Source organism: Streptomyces sp. SL06 (genome assembly GCF_058244745.1).
In genome coordinates this window covers 6,696,749-6,715,135 of the sequence record NZ_JBSYOT010000002.1, presented here as the reverse complement: position 1 = coordinate 6,715,135, position 18,387 = coordinate 6,696,749, and the positions used below count along the sequence as shown (strand labels likewise).

General features: G+C 74.5%; 16 protein-coding genes and 1 pseudogene. 8 read left to right on the top strand and 9 right to left on the bottom strand.

Annotated elements, in window-relative coordinates:
• Positions 1 to 283 precede the first annotated feature (283 nt).
• Genes AC4IHM_RS30815 through AC4IHM_RS30805 form a run of 3 tightly spaced genes read left to right on the top strand, consistent with a single transcriptional unit; the run spans position 284 to position 3,893 of the window.
• Positions 284 to 1,519, top strand: a complete 1,236-nt coding sequence (locus tag AC4IHM_RS30815; protein WP_490870244.1) for a lycopene cyclase family protein — start codon at positions 284 to 286, stop codon at positions 1,517 to 1,519.
• Between the two features lie 41 nt (positions 1,520 to 1,560).
• Positions 1,561 to 2,343, top strand: coding sequence for a methyltransferase domain-containing protein (locus tag AC4IHM_RS30810; RefSeq protein ID WP_490870989.1), 783 nt, complete (start codon positions 1,561 to 1,563; stop codon positions 2,341 to 2,343).
• Positions 2,340 to 3,893, top strand: a complete 1,554-nt coding sequence (locus AC4IHM_RS30805; protein WP_490870243.1) for an FAD-dependent oxidoreductase — start codon at positions 2,340 to 2,342, stop codon at positions 3,891 to 3,893. Before AC4IHM_RS30810 ends, AC4IHM_RS30805 begins: the two co-directional genes overlap by 4 nt.
• 265 nt (positions 3,894 to 4,158) lie before the next feature.
• On the opposite strand, the gene AC4IHM_RS30800 is transcribed toward AC4IHM_RS30805, so the two are convergent.
• The 3 genes from AC4IHM_RS30800 to AC4IHM_RS30790 are packed head-to-tail and all read right to left on the bottom strand — an operon-like array spanning position 4,159 to position 7,193.
• Positions 4,159 to 5,040, bottom strand: a complete 882-nt coding sequence (locus AC4IHM_RS30800) for an SDR family oxidoreductase (RefSeq protein ID WP_490870242.1) — start codon at positions 5,038 to 5,040, stop codon at positions 4,159 to 4,161.
• Positions 5,041 to 5,074: 34 nt separating this feature from the next.
• Positions 5,075 to 6,694, bottom strand: a complete 1,620-nt coding sequence (locus tag AC4IHM_RS30795; RefSeq protein WP_490870241.1) for a phytoene desaturase family protein — start codon at positions 6,692 to 6,694, stop codon at positions 5,075 to 5,077.
• Entirely contained in the window at positions 6,687 to 7,193 is a 507-nt protein-coding gene (locus AC4IHM_RS30790; protein ID WP_490870240.1) for an SRPBCC family protein, read from the bottom strand. Before AC4IHM_RS30790 ends, AC4IHM_RS30795 begins: the two co-directional genes overlap by 8 nt.
• Positions 7,194 to 7,413: 220 nt before the next feature.
• Here AC4IHM_RS30790 and AC4IHM_RS30785 point away from each other — a divergent pair, with 220 nt between their 5' ends.
• Positions 7,414 to 8,574 carry a S1 family peptidase gene (locus AC4IHM_RS30785; protein ID WP_490870239.1) on the top strand — a complete coding sequence of 387 codons (1,161 nt, stop codon included), beginning with the start codon at positions 7,414 to 7,416 and terminating at the stop codon, positions 8,572 to 8,574.
• 67 nt (positions 8,575 to 8,641) lie between these two features.
• Here the strand turns inward: AC4IHM_RS30785 and AC4IHM_RS30780 are convergent, their stop codons facing one another.
• The 4 genes from AC4IHM_RS30780 to AC4IHM_RS30765 all read right to left on the bottom strand — a co-directional run bounded on the left by AC4IHM_RS30780 (position 8,642) and on the right by AC4IHM_RS30765 (position 12,752).
• Entirely contained in the window at positions 8,642 to 9,097 is a 456-nt protein-coding gene (locus AC4IHM_RS30780) for a hypothetical protein (protein WP_490870238.1), read from the bottom strand.
• 108 nt (positions 9,098 to 9,205) lie between these two features.
• Complete coding sequence (locus AC4IHM_RS30775) at positions 9,206 to 10,510, bottom strand: cation:proton antiporter (RefSeq protein WP_490870237.1); 1,305 nt, start codon at positions 10,508 to 10,510, stop codon at positions 9,206 to 9,208.
• A 1,096-nt stretch (positions 10,511 to 11,606) separates the two neighbouring features.
• Entirely contained in the window at positions 11,607 to 12,020 is a 414-nt protein-coding gene (locus AC4IHM_RS30770; protein ID WP_490870236.1) for an SRPBCC family protein, read from the bottom strand.
• A gap of 93 nt (positions 12,021 to 12,113) precedes the next feature.
• Complete coding sequence (locus tag AC4IHM_RS30765) at positions 12,114 to 12,752, bottom strand: GNAT family N-acetyltransferase (RefSeq protein WP_490870235.1); 639 nt, start codon at positions 12,750 to 12,752, stop codon at positions 12,114 to 12,116.
• Between the two features lie 210 nt (positions 12,753 to 12,962).
• Here AC4IHM_RS30765 and AC4IHM_RS30760 point away from each other — a divergent pair, with 210 nt between their 5' ends.
• On the top strand, positions 12,963 to 13,508 hold the full coding sequence (locus tag AC4IHM_RS30760; RefSeq protein ID WP_490870234.1) for a DoxX family protein: 546 nt from the start codon (positions 12,963 to 12,965) through the stop codon (positions 13,506 to 13,508).
• A gap of 156 nt (positions 13,509 to 13,664) precedes the next feature.
• Here the strand turns inward: AC4IHM_RS30760 and AC4IHM_RS30755 are convergent, their stop codons facing one another.
• Positions 13,665 to 13,988, bottom strand: a complete 324-nt coding sequence (locus AC4IHM_RS30755) for a hypothetical protein (RefSeq protein ID WP_490870233.1) — start codon at positions 13,986 to 13,988, stop codon at positions 13,665 to 13,667.
• A 151-nt stretch (positions 13,989 to 14,139) separates the two neighbouring features.
• On the opposite strand from AC4IHM_RS30755, the pseudogene AC4IHM_RS30750 reads away from it, so the two are divergent.
• Positions 14,140 to 15,010, top strand: a pseudogene (locus tag AC4IHM_RS30750) (fructosamine kinase family protein).
• 3 nt (positions 15,011 to 15,013) lie between these two features.
• Here AC4IHM_RS30750 and AC4IHM_RS30745 read toward each other — a convergent pair.
• Entirely contained in the window at positions 15,014 to 16,672 is a 1,659-nt protein-coding gene (locus AC4IHM_RS30745) for a catalase (RefSeq protein WP_490870232.1), read from the bottom strand.
• A gap of 239 nt (positions 16,673 to 16,911) precedes the next feature.
• Here AC4IHM_RS30745 and AC4IHM_RS30740 point away from each other — a divergent pair, with 239 nt between their 5' ends.
• On the top strand, positions 16,912 to 17,607 hold the full coding sequence (locus AC4IHM_RS30740; RefSeq protein WP_490870231.1) for a TetR/AcrR family transcriptional regulator: 696 nt from the start codon (positions 16,912 to 16,914) through the stop codon (positions 17,605 to 17,607).
• Positions 17,585 to 18,370 carry an SDR family NAD(P)-dependent oxidoreductase gene (locus tag AC4IHM_RS30735; protein ID WP_490870230.1) on the top strand — a complete coding sequence of 262 codons (786 nt, stop codon included), beginning with the start codon at positions 17,585 to 17,587 and terminating at the stop codon, positions 18,368 to 18,370. Before AC4IHM_RS30740 ends, AC4IHM_RS30735 begins: the two co-directional genes overlap by 23 nt.
• Positions 18,371 to 18,387 lie beyond the last annotated feature (17 nt).

Sequence of the window (18,387 nt, the reverse complement as noted above, 5' to 3'; positions counted from 1 at the left end):
CGCGGCCGCTCGGTCCTGGCGGCGGGCGGTGGGGGCGCCGTCCGTCCGGTGTCCGCCGCGGGCCGGTGGGGTGATTCGGCGTCATGCTTTCCCGCTTCGCGTCCGGCACGACGCCGCCGGGCCCCGTTCACGCGCGCCGGTCACCCGTCCGGCGGGCACCGGCCCGCGGACTCCAGCGCGCCGCGCATCCGGGGACGGCACGGGGAGGGAATACTCCGTCGTCCGGTACGGAGGCCGGGGTGGAGTTCCGGGACGGAGTGCCGGGGCGCGGTGACAGGGCTCAGTGACAGGGCTCAGTGACGCGAAGGAGGCGGCGGTGGTCGACGCGGACATCGTCGTCGTCGGTGCCGGGGCCGCGGGGCTGTCCCTGGCGCACCGGCTCCCGGCGGGCGGGACGGACGGCCCGGCCCGCTCCGTCGTCCTCGTCGAGCCGCCCGCCGGTCCGCTGCGGGCGCCGCGCCGCACCTGGTGCTTCTGGGAGTCGGGCGCCGGCCGCTTCGACGCCGCGGCGACGGCGTCCTGGGAGTGGCTGCGGGTGCGCGGCCGGGACGGGGCGGTCGTCCGGCGGCACATCGCTCCGGCGCGCTACAAGATGATCCGCTCGGACGACTTCGAGGCGCTGGTGGACCGCGACCTCGTGGACCGGCCGGGGCTGCGGCGGCTGGAGGCCACCGTGAGCACGGTGACCGCCCTGCCGGACGGGACGGCGTGGGTGGCGGGCCGGGACGCGGCGGGGGGCCGGGTCGGTCTGCGCGCCCGCTGGGTCTTCGACTCCCGCCCGCCGGAGTGTCTGCCGCCCGCCCGTACCCGGCTGCTCCAGCACTTCCGCGGCTGGTTCGTGCGCACCGAGCGGCCGGTCTTCGATCCGGCGGTGGTCGACCTGATGGACTTCCGCACCGGGCAGCCGGCGTACGGCCTGTCCTTCGGCTATGTGCTCCCGACCGGCCGGCACACCGCGCTGGTCGAGTACACCGAGTTCGGGCCGACGCCGCTGACGTCCGGCGAGTACGACCGTGCCCTGGAGGACTACACGCGCCGCGTCCTGCGCACCGGCCCCATGGAGGTGCTGTCGACGGAGCAGGGGGTGATCCCGATGACCGACGCCGTCTTCGAGCGGCGGGCCGGGGCGCCCGGTGCCGTCTTCCGGATCGGGGTCGCGGGCGGGGCGACGCGGCCCTCCACCGGCTACACGTTCGCCGCCGTGCAGCGGCAGTCGGCGGCCGTCGCCGCGGCGGTGCGCGCGGGCCGCCGCCCGGTGCCGCCGCCCCCGCATCCGGCTCGGGCCCGGCTGATGGACGCGGTACTGCTGCGCGCGCTGGACACCGGCCGGGTCGACGGGCCCGACCTCTTCTTCCGGCTGTTCGACCGGGTGCCCGCCGGGCGGCTGCTGCGCTTTCTCGACGGGCACTCGCGGCTGTACGAGGACCTCGCGGTCGGGGTGCGCACCCCTGTCCTGCCGATGCTGCGCACGGCGGCCGAACTGCCGTGGCTGCCGCGCCGCCACCTGCCCGTCCGCTGACGACACGCCCCCGGGAGCCCTCGATGCCCTCCATGCCCTCGATGGCCTTGCTGCGCGACGCCGCGCTGACCGCCGCCTTCGACCGCGGCGCCGACCGCTACGACCGTCTGGTCGCGCTCAATCCCGGCTACCACGCCCAGTTGCGCCGCTCCGCCCGCCGGCTCGGCCTCGCGGCCGGCGGCGCGGGGTGCCGGGTGCTGGACCTGGGCTGCGGTACGGGCGCGTCGACGGCGGCGCTGGCGGCGGCCTTTCCCGCCGCGGAGATCGTCGGGGTGGACGCCTCGGCGGGCATGCTGGACCGGGCCGGGACCAGGCACTGGCCGTCGCGGGTGCGCTTCGTCCACGCCCCGGCGGAGGAACTGGGCCGGGGCGTGCTGCGCGGACCGTTCGACGCGGTGCTCGCCGCCTACCTCTTCCGCAACCTGACCGATCCGGACGCGGTGCTGCGCACGGTACGCCGGCTGCTGGTGCCCGGCGGCAGGCCGGCGGTGCACGAGTACGCGCTCGGCGGGCGGCGCGCGGACCGTCTGGTGTGGGGCGCGGTGTGCCGGGGCGTCGTCCTGCCGCTGGGCGCGGCCACCGGGGACCGGGACCTGTACCGGCATCTGTGGCGCAGCGTCGGGGAGTTCGACACGGCGCCGGCCTTCGGCGCGCGCCTGGGCCGGGTCGGTTTCGAAAACGTCCGGATCCTCCCGCTGCCGGGCCGGCAGACGGGCATCACCCACACCTTCGTCTGCCACTCCGGGGACACGGAGGCCGGGGGTGCCCGCGCGCGGGACGGCCGCGGGCGGAGTGGCGGCGCGGCGGGTGGGGGTGTGCGGTGAGGCGGTGGGGTGGAGCGCGGGGCCCGGGGCGGGACCGGCGGGCGGAGCTGGTTCGGGCGCGGCCGGGGAGCGAGCGGGTGGCCGGGGATCCGCCGTCGGTCGCGGTGCTCGGCGGTGGCATCGCGGGGCTGGCGGCGGCGACGGTGCTCGCCGAGCGGGGGGTGCGCGTGGTGCTGCACGAGCGTGAGCCCGTGCTCGGCGGCCGGGTCGCGGGGTGGCCGGTCGGCCTGCCCGACGGTACGTCCGCCACGATGAGCCGCGGCTTCCACGCCTTCTTCCGCCAGTACTACAACCTGCGGAGCCTGCTGCGCCGTTGCGACCCCGGGCTGGACATGCTGACCGGCCTGCCGGACTATCCGCTGCGCCACAGCAGCGGGCTGCGCGACGGTTTCCGCCGGGTGCCGCGCACTCCCCCGTTCAGTGCCCTCGGCTTCGTCGCCCTGAGTCCCAGCTTCGGACTGCGCGACCTGCTCGCCCTGCGGCCCGCGGCGGCCCTGCCCCTCCTCGACGTCCGTACGCGCCGCGTCCACGAGCTGCTGGACGACGTGAGCGCCCACGACTTCCTCGACGCCCTGCGCTTCCCGGCCGCCGCCCGGCATCTGGCGTTCGAGGTGTTCTCCCGCAGCTTCTTCGCGGACCCGCGGGAGTTGTCGGCCGCGGAGATGGCGCTGATGTTCCACATCTACTTCCTCGGCTCCAGCGAGGGTCTGCTCTTCGACGTGCCCCGCGAGCCGTTTCCGCGGGCGTTGTGGGACCCGCTCGCCGAGCATCTGACGCGGCACGGGGCCGAGGTGCGGACGGACACGCCCGTGGAGGCGGTCCGGCCCGGCCCGTGCGGCGGTCACCTGGTGGTCGACGCCTGCGGTGTCCGGCCGTACGACGCCGTCGTGCTGGCCCTGGACACGGGCGGTCTGCGGGGTCTTGTGGACCGCTCGCCGGACCTGGGTGACGCCGCCTGGCGGGCGCGGGTGGCGCGGCTGCGCAACGCCCCGCCGTTCCTGGTGTCCCGGCTGTGGCTGGACCGTCCGGTCGCCTCCGGCCGGCCCGGGTTCCTCGGCACCAGCGGCTACGGCTCGCTGGACAACGTCAGCGTGCTGTCCCACTGGGAGGGCGAGGCCGCGCGCTGGGCGGCGCGCACCGGGGGGTCGGTCGTCGAACTCCACGCCTACGCCCTGCCGTCGACGGCCGTCCGGGAGGCCGAGGAGAAGCGCCTCGTCGACCGGTTGCACCAGGTGTATCCGGAGACCCGGGAGGCCCGCGTGGTCGCGGCGCGGCACGAGTGGCGGTCGGACTGTCCGCTGTTCACCGTCGGGGGCTACGCCGACCGCCCGACGGTCCGCACCCCCGACCCGTCCGTCGTGGTCGCCGGTGACCTGGTCCGTACGGATCTGCCGGTGGCCCTGATGGAACGCGCCGCCACCTCCGGCTTCCTGGCGGCCAACGCCCTGCTGGAACGGTGGGGCGTACGGGGCGAGACCCTGTGGACGGTCCCCGACCGGGGCCGCTCCGCCCTCCTGCGCACCCTGGCACGACGCTCCGAGCCCCACTGACCCGCGCACGGCACCACGCCCGAGCCCGCCCAGGCCGCCGCGACGACACCCCGGCCGGACCGGCGCCGTACGACGGAGCGGCACCCCCGACGCGACGGTCCAGGGCACGCTGGGCCGCGCACGCGGTGCCATCGCCCGAACCCCGCGCAAGCCGGCGCCACGACACCCCGATCGGTCCGGCACCGTACGACCGGGCGGCGGACGGCACCGTACGACCCAGCCCCCGACGCGACGGTCCAAGCGCGGCGAGCGGCGCCGGGGGGCGCTATGCCCCCGTGTTCCGCGCCGCGCGGTCGGCCAGTCCGCCCGTGCCGAGGGGGCCGGTGGGGCTCATGGCGCCGTCGGCCTCCAGCCGGGGCAGCTCCCGGCGGGAGAGCCGCATGACCACGGGCGGCAGGCTCGCGCGCCCCAGTTGGGCCAGCCGCAGCCAGCCGGGCACGTACACGGCGGTACGGCGGCGCTCCACGGCGCGCACCAGCCGGGCGGCGACCTCGTCCGCCGGGAAGGTGCGGCGGGCCGGGGCCGGCAGGTGAGCCCGCAGCTCGCGCAGGACCGCGTACCGGTCCGCGTCGCGGATCATGTCGGTGTCGATCCAGTTGAGGTAGGCGATGCCCACGGCGACCCCGTGATGGGCCACCTCGGCGCGCAGCGAGTGGCCGAAGGCCTCCACGCCCGACTTGGCGGCGCAGTAGGCGCTCATCATCGGGGCGGCGCCGAGCGAGGCAAGCGAGGCGATCTGGAGGTGGTGGCCCGCGGTGCGCAGCAGGTCCGGCAGGAAGGCGCGGGCGGTGTGGGCGCTGCCGGTCAGGTTCACGTCGATGACGCGGCTCCACTCGGCCGGGTCGGACAGCGCGAACGGGCCGCCCTCCGCGATGCCTGCGTTGGCGACCACGACCGACGGCGGCCCCAGGCGACCGCGTACCCGGTCGGCCGCGTCGTCCAGCGCGGCGGCGTCGGTGACGTTGACCTCGACGGCAAGCGCCGGGGTCGGCAGGTCCGCCGCCACGGCGTCCAGCAGCGGTTTCTCGCGGCCGAGCAGGGCGAGCCGGGCGCCGCGACCGGCGCAGGCGCGGGCCAGCGCGGCGCCCAGTCCGCGCGCGGCGCCGGTCACCACGACGGTGCGGTTGTGCAGGGGACTTTCTGTCACCGGTCGGCCCTCTCCTCGGGGACTTGGCGGGTGGTCACCGTTTGTCGCCGGTGCGGTCCCGGCGGGTCAGGGCCCGCTGCACCCGCGAGAGCGCGGCGAACCGGTGCTGGCGCAGGGCGGCGCGCGCGGCGTTGGCGCCCGGCGCCCCGTGCACCCCGCCTCCCGGGTGGGCGCCGGCGGAGGCGAGGTAGAGACCGGCCACCGGGGTCTCCGGCCGCCCGCTGCCGGGCACGGGCCGGAAGACGAGCTGCTGGTGCATCGCGGTGGTGCCGCCGTTGATGGCGCCGCCCTCCAGGTTGGCGTCCATGGCCTGGAGCGTCGGCGGGGCCAGCACACGGCGGGCCCGGATCAGCGCGCGGAAGCCGGGCGCGAAGCGCTCCACCTGGCGTTCGACACGGTCGGCCATCAGCTCCCGCTCCGTGCCGTCCCAGCTCCCGGTGATGCCCTCGCCGCCCGCGTCGGCCCTGATGTCGTGGGGGACGTGGGTGTAGGCCCAGGCGGACTCCGTGCCGCGCGGTGAGCGGGTCGGATCCGTGGTCGTCATCTGGCCGAACAGTGCGAAGGGGCGGTCGGGGACCTGCCGCATGGCGATCTGGGAGGCGAACCGGGTCAGTTCGTCGAGGCCGTCGGCCAGGTGCACGGTGCCGGCCCGCGCCGCGTCCTCGCACCGCCAGGGCACGGGGCCCTCCAGCGCCCAGTCCACCTTGAAGGTGGCGAAGTCCCACTGGAAGCGCCGCAGGTCGGCGAGGAGCTGGTTCGGCAGATGCTCCGGGGCGACGAGTGCGCCGTAGAGGGCGGGCACGGACACGTCGGCGAGGACGGCGCGCCGTGCGGCCACCGTCTCCCCGTCGGCGGTGCGTACGCCGACCGCGCGCCGGTCGCGGACCAGGACGCGCTCGACGCGCCGCCCGCAGCGCAGGGTGCCGCCGCGGGCGCGCAGCCGGTGGACCAGCGCCTCGGTGAGGGCGCCGGAGCCGCCGACCGGCACGGGGAATCCGTAGGTCTGTCCGAGCATCGACATCAGCCAGCCGAACCCGCCGCTGCCGGCGGCCTCGGGCGCGAGGTCGGCGTGCAGCGCGTTGCCGGCCAGGAGCAGTTTGCCGCCCTCGCCGCTGAACTCCTCCTCGCCCATCCGGCGCACCGGCAGCACCAGGGTGCGCGCCAGTCTGAGCCCGCCCGCGCCGCGCAGCCGCAGGGCCAGCCGGGCGGAGGCGCGGACCGGCGGGAAGGGGGTGAACAGGGCGTCCAGGATGTCGGCCCGGTAGCGGTCCCACACCTCGTGCAGGCGCTCCCAGGAGGCGCCGTCACCGGGTGCGAAGACATCGAGGGAGGCGGCGGTGACGGCGACGTTGCGGTCGAGGACGGCGCAGGTGCCGTCGGTCAGGGGGTGGGCCAGTACGTGGGGCGCGTGGGCCCAGCGCAGGCCGTGGTCCTCCAGTCGCAGTCCGCCGAGCACCGGGGAGGCGGCGGCGAGCGGGTAGAAGGAGCTGAACAGGTCGTTGACGAAGCCGGGGGCGACCGCGCTGTCGTGGCGCACGGCCCCGCCGGGTTCGGGCTGCTCCTCGACGACCGCCACGCTCCAGCCGGCGTCGGCCAGCAGGTTCGCCGCCACCAGTCCGTTGGGGCCGGCCCCGATCACGACGGCGTCAGGCACGGCCGGTTCCCGGTCGGTAGGCCACGGATCCGGTCTCGTCCGCCGGGTCGGGCCGGCACTGGCCGCCGGCCTCGGACTCGCACAGTTCGGCGAGCCTGGCCAGCATGGTGCGGTGCCGCACCTGGATGAGCGCCTCGACACCCATGTTGTGCAGCACACTCCCGGGGCCGCGCAGGGGGTGTTCGTCCACGAGGACCAGGCACTGCTCGCCCCAGGGGCGCAGCTCGATGGCGATCCGGGCGGTGCCGAGCCTGCCCGCCTTGGCCTCCAGCTCCAGCTCGGAGCCGGGCACGCAGCGTCTGACCACCGACTCGTTGTACAGCCGCACGGGCCCGAGCCGCACCTCGTAGGCGATCGTCGCGCCGACCTGCGGCCACTGTCCGTCCTTGGGGGTGGCCTCCGAAGGGCCCACCACCCACTCCCCGTACCGGTCGCCGTCCGCGAGGACGTTCCACACCGCCTGCGGGGTCGCCTGGATCAACCGATGCCGAACCGCCACGTGTGCCTCCCACGTCCGGAACCCGTCGCTACTGGGACGCAGCACTGAGTGCCCCGTCCGCGGCCGGCCAACCCGGCACGGGCGCGGGTGCGCCGCGGAAAGATCCTGCATTGGCATGGACCTGATGACACAGGATGGCTAAGCTCGAAGCGACCCGATGAGAGCGCTCTCAGAACGCGGTTCCACCCCCACCTTGCTGGAACGACGAAGGGCAACTCCCGTGAGACGCAGCAGACTCAGGCACCTCGGCCTGGCCGGACTCCTCGTGCTCGGCAGCATCAGCGCGATCGGCACACTCCCGGCCTCGGCGTCCGACGCCCCCTCCCCCTCCGCCGAGCAGCCGGCCTCCGCCGGACTCCTGGACGCCATGCAGCGGGACTTCGGCCTCACCCGGGCCGAGGCCGAGGACCGGCTCGCGGCCGAACGCGACGCCACCGACCTCGCACCCGCGGCACAGCGGGCCGCCGGCAACGCCTTCGGCGGCTCCTGGTTCGACGCCGGCACCGGACGGCTGACGGTGGCCGTCACCTCGGACGCGGCGCCCTCGACGGTACGGTCCGTGCGCGCGACCGGCGCGCAGGTCCGCACCGTGGAGCACAGCGCACGGCAGCTCGACGCGGCCAAGGCACACGTGGACGGCCTGACGGCGCCGGCCGGTGTGAGCAGCTGGCACGTCGACCCGGCGGCCAACGCGGTGGTCGTCGACGTGGTCGGAAGCGAGCGCGCTGACAACGATGTCCAGCGCTTCGTGGACCAGGCCCGCGAGGCCGGTCCTGTCACGGTGCGGACGGTGCCTTCGGCCCCGCAGACCCTCGCGGCCGGCACGGTGGGCGGCGACCCCTACTACACCGGCAACGTCCGCTGTTCCATCGGCTTCTCGGTGCAGGGCGGGTTCGTGACCGCCGGGCACTGCGGCGGGGCCGGCGCGGGGGTCAGCGGCTGGGACGGCTCCTACATCGGCACGTTCCAGGGCTCGTCGTTCCCCGACAACGACTACGCCTGGGTCAGCGTGGGCAGCGGCTGGTGGACGGTGCCGGTGGTGCTCGGCTGGGGCACGGTCTCCGACCAGCTGGTGCGCGGCTCGAACGAGGCACCCGTCGGCGCCTCGATCTGCCGCTCCGGCTCCACCACCCACTGGCACTGCGGCACCGTGCTCGCCAAGAACGAGACGGTCAACTACAGCCAGGGCGCGGTGCACCAGATGACCAAGACCAATGTGTGCGCCGAGGGCGGCGACTCGGGCGGCTCCTTCATCAGCGGTGACCAGGCCCAGGGCGTCACCTCGGGCGGCTGGGGCAACTGCTCCAGCGGCGGGGAGACCTGGTTCCAGCCCATCAACGAGATCCTCGGCCGCTACGGGCTGACTCTGCACACGGCCTGACGCGAAGGCGGCGGGGAGGGCAGCGCCGGGTGCCGGCGCCCCTCCCCGACCGCCGGTCGGGCACGGATCAGTCGCCGGGTCCGGCACCCGGTCCCGGCGTCCCCGGTCCCGGCGTCCCCGGTCCCGTCACCGTGGTCAGCCGGCGGTAGGCGGCCCGCGCGTGGACCAGGCGGGCCAGCACGGTGCCGACGAGGGTCGCGCCGAGCAGGCAGACCAGCCACACCGTGTCCCGCCGGCCGGCCCAGGTCAGTGTGCCGGCCGGCGGTATCGCGAAGCCGTTGAGGGACAGCCAGCACAGGACGGCCGTTCCCGGGGCGGCGGCGAACGGGGCGCGGAGCCCGAGCAGGGCCGCCAGCAGGGAGAGCGCCACGAGGGCGAGCCCCGGACGGCCCGCGCCCACGGTGCCGTTGAGCAGTGCCGTCAGGGCGAGGGCGCCGCCGAGGGCTCCCGCCCACACCAGGGGTGCCGCGACCGGTCGGGGGACGGGTCTGGCGCCGCTGCCCAGAGGCACCCACTCGATCATACTGACGGCTCCTTCCGGTCCCGGACGGCTCCGACCACGCCGTCGGACACCGGCCCCGAGGGCAGATCCTCCCACCGGAACGCGCGGCTCCGTAACGGCCTTCCCGGCCTACCTCTCGGCCTGCGCGGGCTCCGAGGACGAGGCCGGCGCCCGGGACGACATCGACGCCGACGAGTGGTCCGCGTCGGCGTCCTCGCCGGGCCCGCCGTCCCCTGCCGCGGCCGGCGAGGGCTTCCCGCGCAGCAGCCGGTCGGCGGACCGCAGGAAGGCGGCGAACACGGACGACCGCGCGGCGACGATGGGACCGAGGACGGCGAGGACCAGGACGTACCCGGCGATGAAGGGAGCGAGTCGCGCGTCGAGTCCCGCGCCCGCCGCCATGGCGGCCAGGATCAGCGCGAACTCGCCCCGGGCGACCAGGGTGGTGGCGATCTCGGCGGCGGGTTCGGAGCCGTAGCCGTACACGCGGGCGACGCACAGCCCGGCGGCGACGTTCATGACGATGGTCAGGGCCGCCGCCGCGGCGACCGGGCCGGCGACGGAGGCGATGTCGCCGGGGTCGATGGCGAGCCCGAAGGCGAAGAAGAAGATGGCCGCGAAGGCGTCGCGGAGCGGGTGCACCAGTTCGCGGATCCGTGGCCCCGACGGGGTGCCGGCGAGGATCAGGCCGACCATGAAGGCGCCGATGGCGTCGGCGACCCCGAGGACCTCGGAGACACCGGCGACGAGCACCGCGGCCCCGAGGAAGCTGATGACGAGCAGTTCGTTGTCGCGGGTGGCGATCAGGCGGCCCACGACCCGGGTGCCGTAGCGGGCCGCGGCGGCCAGCACCAGCAGGAAGCCGAAGGCCTTCCCGGCCTGCAACAGGGTGTCCCCCACGCCCTGCGCGCCCGCGATGACCGGCTGGAGGGCGGCCAGGTACAGCGCGAGGAAGATGTCCTCCACCACGATGACGCCCAGGATGAGACGGGTCTCGGGGCGGCCGATCCGGCCCAGGTCGATCAGGATCTTGGTGACGATCGCGGAGGAGGAGATGCCGAGCACGCCGGCGAGCACCAGCGCCTCGCGCACGCCCCAGCCGAGGACGAAGCCGAAGCCGAGTCCGGCGCCGACGTTCAGGAGCAGGTAGATGCCACCGGCCGTGAGCAGCCGTTTGCCGCCTCTTCGGAGGTCGTCGAGGTGGAATTCCAGGCCCAGGTAGAAGAGCAGCAGCACCAGTCCGAGCGCGGAGAGCATCTCGAAGTCGTGCGCGTCCTCGACCAGGACGAAGCCGGGGGTGTGCGGGCCGAGCAGGATGCCGGCGAGCATGAACAGGGGGATCGTCGGCAGTCCGATTTTGCCGCCGAGGCGGGCGAGGAACGCGGCGGCCAGGAACGCACCGCCCATGGCGAGCAGGGTGTCAGCGTGTCCCACGGGTCACCGCCTTCGATCGCGTGGAGGGTCGGGCGGGCTTCACTTGGCGCGAGTGAATGCGGGTTCTCCTTCATCGGTGACGGGTCGTCTGTGGTGCGAACGGACGCCGTTGACCGCCGCGACGCCGCTGCGGGGCCGTGGAGGAGTGCCGAGCAGGAGCCGTGCCGTGCATGCGACGGCAGGCATCCCGCTCCCGGGCCGCGTCCAGGCCAGGACCGGCCATCGGCCGCTGCGGCACCCGGGGTGCGGACGGCACACCCGGAACGGACCGCGCGGCAACGCCCGCGAACGGGCGGGACGGGGGGTTCCCCATGACGTCCTCCGGCCCACGGGCAGGTCCCGGGGCGCGGCGTCGGTTCAACGATCACACACACGGCCGGGCCACCGCCATCGGGGACGACACCCATATGTCCGCCTCGATGCCGTCGGGCCGTGCCGCGGCCGACTCGGGGATCCCGGCCGCGGCACGGCTCGCGTCCGGCGCGGGAGGACGCGCGCCCGGACACGACCTGCGGCTTCCCCGGGGCCGTGCCGTGACACCGCCCCGTGCGGGTGACGTTCACGGCGTTCCCGTCCCGCTCGCGGGACCGTACGCGGTCCGCCCCGCCGCGGGATGCGGCGGGGCGGACTGCGTCGCGGACGGTCCGTCAGCATGGGGTGGTCACCATCAACTTCTCGAACGAGGCCATGCAGTCCGGACAGTGACGTGCCCGTTCGCCGTCGGAAGCCTCGACACGTTCACGGAGTCGCTGTCCGCAGAGGGTGGCAGCGGCCTGTTTGGCCATCACGTGCCACACCAACGCTCCGCCCTTCTTCTCCGGGCCCACGCACATTTCGTACATGATCGGCCTCCCAGCCTGGACGCCGCTGACACACTCCAGGAGACACCGGATCGGCCGGGACCAGTAACGCGCGAGGGCCATTCGGGTGACGGACTCCCGCTCGCCCCGCGCGACCGGCCAGCCGTCCGCACCGGCCGCGGCGGCGCTCGCCGTCGGCGGGCTCGCCACCGCCTCCGCCGTCCTCGCGGTCCGCTCCGCCGACTGGCCGGACGCCGTCTGCCAGAAGCAGGGGCAGTACGTCAACGACCCGGCCGTCAGCCCGCCGCGTTGTCGGTGCGCATCCTCACCTGCTCCTCCAGCCGCCGCAGGCTGCCGTCGAGGGCGTCGGCCACCGCGCGCCGCCCCGGGTCGTGGCTGCCGTCGAAGAACGACAGGTGCACCGTCACCTCGCTGGCCCCGCTGTCGAGCCCGGCGACCTGCAGCCAGCCGGCGTAGCTGCCCTGTTCCCGGGTGCCCCATTCGAGCCGCATCTGCTCGGGCCTGGCACTCAGCAGTGCCGAGGTGTCCTGGTCGGTGCGGTCCTCGTGCACGGTGACGGCGGGCGGTTCCTCGGGCTCCACGTGCAGCTCCCTGGGCAGCCAGGTGTCCAGCTGTCCCACGTTCGCGGCCTGGTCGAAGACCTGCTCGGGCTGGGCGGGCATGGTGCGGGAACGCTCGTACTCGGTCATGTGGCACCACTCCTCGGCGCTCGGGGTCGTACGACGTGACGCGTGCCCCTTCTGCCGGTGCCGAAGCGCCCCGCGGGCGACCCGCCCGGCGGGTCAGGGCAGGTCCGGGTCGTCCGTCGTACGTCCGAGGCAGGTGACGTCCGCGGGGTCCAGGCCCGCCGTCGCGATCTCGTGGAAGCCCAGACGGTCGTAGAAGGCCCTGGCCGGGACGTTGGCCGTCGCCATGACCAGGTGGACGGCCGGTACGCCGCGCCGGCGCAGCGCCCGCCAGAACGTCCGCATCAGCGTCCGGCCGTGTCCGCGGCCCTGCCACTCGGGCAGCAGGTCGATGTGCAGATGGGCGGGGTACGCGGCCAGTTCGGGTACGACCATCCGCTCCGGGTCGTGCAGCAGCGCGGCCATCGTCTCGTCCGGGGTGCCGGGCGGGCCCTGGGGCGCCGGGTAGCGGTCCGCGACCCGGGGCAGCCATCTGGCGCGGAACTCCTCCGCGAAGCGCGGGGTGTCCGCCGTGCCGAGGATGTAGCCGACCGCCCGGCCCTGCCCGTCGTCCAGCACGAAGGCGAGGTCCGGGTCGAGATGGACGTAGGGGGCGGCGAAGACGACCGGCAGGACGGCGGGGTCGGCGTACACGGGCCGGCTGTCCCGGCCGTTGTGCGCGGTGCGGATGCAGATGTCGTCGAGGGCCGGGGCGTCGGCGGCACGGTACGGGCGTACGGCGGCGGTCGGAGTCACCGCAGCATCCTGCCCCTTTGGGAGCGCTCCCACAAGTGGTCCCGCTTCGATGCGCGGCGCCCGGGTACCCGGCGGCCGGCAGTGGGACGGGGCCCGGTGGCGCGCCGGACACCGAATGGCGCCGACCGGTGCGGGCACCTGATGATCCCAGTGGGCACCGCACCGGCGGTGGCCCCCCGGCATCTCCTGGACAGAGAGCGAGACAGCGTCATGAGTCTTCTGCGTATGGTCGGCCGCCCGATGCTCGCCTCGATGTTCGTCACGGGCGGCCTGCAGTCGCTGCGCAGGCCCGGGGACGTCGCCCAGGTGGCCGAGCCGGTCACCCGGCCGGTGACCGACCACGTGGCCGCGCTTCCGGACGGCACCGAGCAGCTCGTACGGCTCAACGGCGCCGTCCAGGTGGTGGGCGGGGTCATGCTCGGGCTCGGCCGCTGTCCGCGCGTCGCCGCGCTGGCCCTGGCGGCGACGCTGGTCCCCACCACGCTGGCGGCACACAGTTACTGGGAGGCGGAGGACCCGTCCGACCGCGCCCAGCAGCGCATCCACTTCCTCAAGAATCTCTCCATGCTGGGCGGTCTGCTGATCGCGGCGGACGACACCGGCAGCGCGCCCTCGCTGCTGTGGCGCGGCCGTCACGCCGCGCACGGCCTGCGGCACGACGCCCACGTGGTGCGCCGTTCGGTCCGGGCCACGGCCGGCCCCGCGGCTGCGGCGGGCGGCGTCCGGGCGAAGCTGGGCGCCCTGACCGGACGCTAGCGGGTGTTCCGGGGCCGGGGGCCGTGATCAGGTGCGCTCGCGGTGACGCGTGCGGTACTCGGAACGGACTTCGCCCTGGTACCGGGCGTGTGTGCGTGGGGCCCCGCGCTCAGGGGCGGGGCCCGGTCTTCCGCACCCTGGTGAAGCGACCGGGGCTCACCAGGCCCCGGTGGGGATCGCGGGGCGGCGCACGGCTTCGGCGGCGTCCCGCAGGTGCAGGGCGACGGTGATCAGGGCGCGCAGCGCGGAGGGCCGCAGGCTCTGGGCGCTTTCGGCGGCCAGCACCAGCAGGCAGCCCGCGGCCTGCTCGACGACCGGGACCGAGAACGCGAAGTCGCCGCCGTCGGCCCCGCGGAACGCGCGCCACGGCGTCGCGGCACCGTCGATCGCCTTCTGCACCGCGTGTTCGAGATGCGCCGCGGCCTGCTCGCACACGGGGGCCGGCAGAGTGATGGTGCGATGAAACGCTGAACTGGTCATAGTCCCACTGCTCCCCCGCGCCCGGGGTGTTCGATCGACACGCGGGGCGTTTTTCACCGGGTCGGCGGACCCCCTGCTCCCGGTTCGACCCGTCCGGCTCCGGCCGCGGCATCCTCGGACTCGGTCATGGGCCGGCCCTAATCTGAGTGCCATGGGTTCTGCCATCTCCTCCTCGGCCGCCGCGGCCCGGTTCACCGGGCGGGCGGTGACCGGTGAGCGCCGGCTGTCGGGGGCGCTCAGCGAAGTCGGGCTCGACGACGGCCGCACGGTAATGGTCAAGATCGGTGACGGCCCCGGCGCGGCGCGGGCCGAGGCGGCCGGGCTGCGCTGGCTGGCGGACGCCGGTGCGGTGCCGATCCCGACGGTGCACGGCGTGGACGAACGTCTGCTGGTCACCGACCGGGTGGCACAGGGGCCGGCGAGCACGGAGGCGGCGCTCGGGTTCGGCCGGGAGCTGGCCGCGCTGCACGCCGCCGGGGCGCCCGCGTTCGGTGCCGCGCCGCCCGGCGGCCCCGTGGAGGCGTACATCGGGCTCGCCCCGATGCGCAATGTCACCGGCGACGACTGGCCCCGCTGGTACGCCGAGCACCGGGTGCTGCCGTATCTGCGGAGCGCGGTCGACGCCGGCACCGTGCGGCCCGCCGAGGCGGCCGACGTTCGAGCTGGTCTGCGAGCGGCTGCGAGAGCTGGCCGGGCCCGCCGAGCCGCCCGCGCGGCTGCACGGCGACCTGTGGAACGGCAACGTGCTCTGGGGCGCCGACGGGCGCGTCCACCTGATCGACCCGGCCGCGCACGGCGGGCACCGGGAGACCGACCTGGCGATGCTGCGCCTCTTCGGCTGCCCCCACCTGGACCGGATCACGGAGGCCTACCAGGACAGCGCGCCGCTCACCGACGGCTGGGCCGAACGCGTCGGCGTGCACCAGCTCTTCCCGCTGCTGGTGCACACCGTACTGTTCGGACGCGGCTACGCCGAGCAGGCCCTCACGGCGGCCCGGACGGCGCTGCGCCGGGCGGGGTGAGCGTCAGCGCGTGACGACGTGCCGTTCGTCGGGCACGCAGTGGGTCATCGTCAGGCCCTTCACGTCGCGCGGCGGGTTCTTGCCGAGGTTGGCCAGCCGCTCGCGGTCCTCGTCGGTGAGGTCCTGACTGGCCAGCGGCTTCAGGTGCGCGACATCCTGCGGGCTGATGCCGATGCCCTCGCCGACCCGCAGGCCGAGTTCGTTCTCGACCAGCAGGAAGTGCCACACCATGCGCTCCTGCACCGGCCGGTCGCACTGGGAGAGCAGGTCGACGAAGTTCGCCACGAGGTCGTCGCGCTCCCACTGCTCCATCAGCAGATAGCGCTGTCCGGCCTGCGTGTAGTCGTTGGCGCGCGGGATGCGCTTGCGGGTGAGCCGGCCCCGGATCTCCGGCCCCTGCTCGTCGTGGGTCGGATACTCGGCCTCGCGCAGACCGCCGGTGATCGACGGCTCGTAGTTGACGATCGGGTTCTCGCCGCTGCCGTCCACGCGGTACGTCATCTGGCCGTCGCGCTGGTTGGTGCGGACCTGGGCGTTCTTGGCCTGGTTGACGGGCAGTTGGAGATAGTTCGGGCCGACCCGGTGGCGCTGGGTGTCGCTGTAGGAGAAGGTGCGGCCGACCAGCATCTTGTCGTCGGAGAAGTCCAGCCCGTCGACGAGGACTCCGGTGCCGAAGGAGATCTGCTCGTTCTCCGCGAAGTAGTTCTCCGGCATCCGGTTGAGCACCATCCGGCCGACCGGCTTCGGCGGGAAGTCCTGCTCGGGCCAGGTCTTGGTGTCGTCGAGCGGGTCGAAGTCCAGCTCCGGGTGGTCGTTGTCGTCCATCATCTGGACGAGGAGTTCCCACTCGGGATACTCGCCGCGCTCGACCGCCTCGTAGAGGTCCTTGGTGGCGTGCCCGAGGTTCTCGGCCTGGACGTTGGCGGCGTCCTCCTCTGTCATGCTGCGCACGCCCTGCTTGGGCATCCAGTGGTACTTGACGAGCTTGGTCTCGCCGGCCGCGTTGATCCACTTGTAGGTGTTGACGCCGAAGCCCTGCATGTGGCGGTGGTCCGCCGGGATGCCGCGCGGGCTGAACAGGTTGACCAGCATGTGCATGCACTCCGGCGTCTGCGACATGAAGTCGAAGATGCGCCGGGGCTGCTGCTCGAAGGTCACCGGGTCGGGCTTGAGGGCGTGGATGACGTCCGGGAACTTGATCGCGTCGCGGATGAAGAAGACGGCCAGGTTGTTGCCGACGAGGTCCCAGTTGCCGTCCTCGGTGTAGAACTTCACCGCGAAGCCGCGGGGGTCGCGGGCCGTCTCGGCGGAGTCGCGTCCGCCGATGACGGTGGAGAACCGGACGGCGAGGTCGGTGCGTTTGCCCCGCTCCTGGAACAGCTTGGCGCGGGTGTAGCGCTCGATCGGCTCGTCGCCCCAGGCACCGTACGCCTCGAAGTAGCCGTACGCGGTCACCCCGCGGGCGTGCACGACGCGCTCGGGGATGCGCTCGCGGTCGAAGTGGCTGATCTTCTCCAGGAACTGGTAGTTCTCCAGCGTGGCCGGGCCGCGGGCGCCGACCGTGCGCTGGTTCTGGTTGTCGTAGACGGGGTGCCCCTGGCGGTTGGTGAGCACCTTGCGGTCGTCGCCGGGGGCCGGTCCCTGGCTCGCTACGTCCGTCATGTTCGTGGGCTCCTTCTCCTGGTGGCCGCCGTCGGACGCGGCCCTGAGCTGCGAGGCGGCCGTCGGGCCGCACACGGGCGGCCCGGGTACCCCGCGGCGGCGCGTCTGCCACATGCCGGTTTGCGGCTTTTTCCATACTCACCTTGATCTATCACCCCGAGTGCGGGGCGGCACCCGGAACTCGTGTCCCACTGGGTCATGTGTCCCACTGGGACATTTCCAGGTGTAGGCTCGGACACATGACGGCAGCGAAGCCCTCCCCCACCGCCGAGGACCGGCGGCGACGCAAGGCGCGGCAGACCCGCGACGCGCTGGCCGACGCCGCCTGCGACCTGATCCTGGAGCGCGGCCCTGCGGCGACCACGGTGGAGGCCATCGCCGGGCGCGCGGACGTCACGCGCCGCACCTTCAGCCGGCACTTCGCCGGCAAGGAGGACGCGGCCCTCGACTTCGTCCGCCGCGACGGCGACCGCATCAACGCGCTGCTGCGGGCCCGCCCCGCCGACGAACCGCCCCTGCTCGCCTACCGCAGGGCCGTGCGCGACTGGCTGGCCGACCCGGAGGTCCCGGCCTGGCACGTGCGTCCCCGGATGCGCCGGCTGCTGGCCCTGGCCGACACCGAGCCGGATCTGTTCGCCGCCTATCAGCGCATCCGGGTCGACGCCCAGGAAGAGTCGATCCGCGTCATCGCCGAACGGCTCGGCACCGACGACTCCCGGGACGTGCGCCCGGCCGCCGTCGTGGACGCCGCCGCCGGAGTCCTGATCGCCGCCCTGCGTCTGTGGGCGCGCGGCGGCGAGGGCGACTCGGGAGCCGCGGACCTCGCCGCCGTCGTGGAGCGGGCCTACGACGCACTGACCTCGGAGGCCGCAGCCGCGGTCCCCGACAGCACCATCGAAAAGCGAGAGCACCATGAGCACCACCGGGACCACTGACACCACTTCCGCCGCCGAGTTCGCCGGCCGCACCGCCCTCGTCACCGGCGCCGCCTCCGGCATCGGCCTGGCCACCGCCCGCCGCCTCGGCGCCGGCGGCGCGCAGGTCGTGATCGCCGACTACAACGCCGAGGGCGCCGAGCGGGCCGCCGCCGAACTGGTGGCGGAGGGCGTCCGGGCGGCGGCCGTCGAACTGGACGTGACCCGTCCGGAGTCCGTCGAGGCCGCCGTCCGGTTCACCGTCGACACCTTCGGCGGCCTGGACCTGGCCGTGAACAACGCCGGCATCGGCGGCCCGAGCGCGCCGACCGGCGAGTACGACGTGGCCGCCTACCAGCAGGTCGTACGCACCAACCTGGACGGCGTCTTCTACTCGATGCGCTACGAGCTGCCCGCCATGCAGGCCTCCGGCAAGGGCGGCGCCATCGTCAACGTCGCCTCCATCCTCGGCTCGGTCGCCTTCGCCGGCTCCCCCGCCTATGTCGCCGCCAAGCACGGCGTGGTCGGGCTGACCAAGTCGGCGGCCCTGGAGTACGCCGCCCAGGGCATCCGGGTCAACGCGGTCGGCCCCGGTTTCATCGACACCCCGCTGCTGAAAAACATGGACGAGGCCGCCTACAACGGCCTGGTCGCCCTCCACCCGGCCGGCCGCCTCGGGCGCCCCGAGGAGGTCGCCGAGCTGATCGCCTTCCTGCTGTCGGACCGGGCGTCCTTCGTCGCCGGCAGCTACCACCTCGTCGACGGCGCCTACACCGCCGTCTGACACCGCCTCGCGCAGGG

Excerpts from the sequence above, each read along its gene's own strand:
- AC4IHM_RS30735 (WP_490870230.1), top strand. The coding sequence starts at position 17,585 with ATGAGCACCACCGGGACCACTGACACCACTTCCGCCGCCGAGTTCGCC.
- AC4IHM_RS30810 (WP_490870989.1), top strand. The coding sequence starts at position 1,561 with ATGGCCTTGCTGCGCGACGCCGCGCTGACCGCCGCCTTCGACCGCGGC.
- AC4IHM_RS30740 (WP_490870231.1), top strand. The coding sequence starts at position 16,912 with ATGACGGCAGCGAAGCCCTCCCCCACCGCCGAGGACCGGCGGCGACGC.
- AC4IHM_RS30770 (WP_490870236.1), bottom strand. The coding sequence starts at position 12,020 with ATGACCGAGTACGAGCGTTCCCGCACCATGCCCGCCCAGCCCGAGCAG.
- AC4IHM_RS30760 (WP_490870234.1), top strand. The coding sequence starts at position 12,963 with ATGAGTCTTCTGCGTATGGTCGGCCGCCCGATGCTCGCCTCGATGTTC.
- AC4IHM_RS30755 (WP_490870233.1), bottom strand. The coding sequence starts at position 13,988 with ATGACCAGTTCAGCGTTTCATCGCACCATCACTCTGCCGGCCCCCGTG.
- AC4IHM_RS30780 (WP_490870238.1), bottom strand. The coding sequence starts at position 9,097 with ATGATCGAGTGGGTGCCTCTGGGCAGCGGCGCCAGACCCGTCCCCCGA.
- AC4IHM_RS30745 (WP_490870232.1), bottom strand. The coding sequence starts at position 16,672 with ATGACGGACGTAGCGAGCCAGGGACCGGCCCCCGGCGACGACCGCAAG.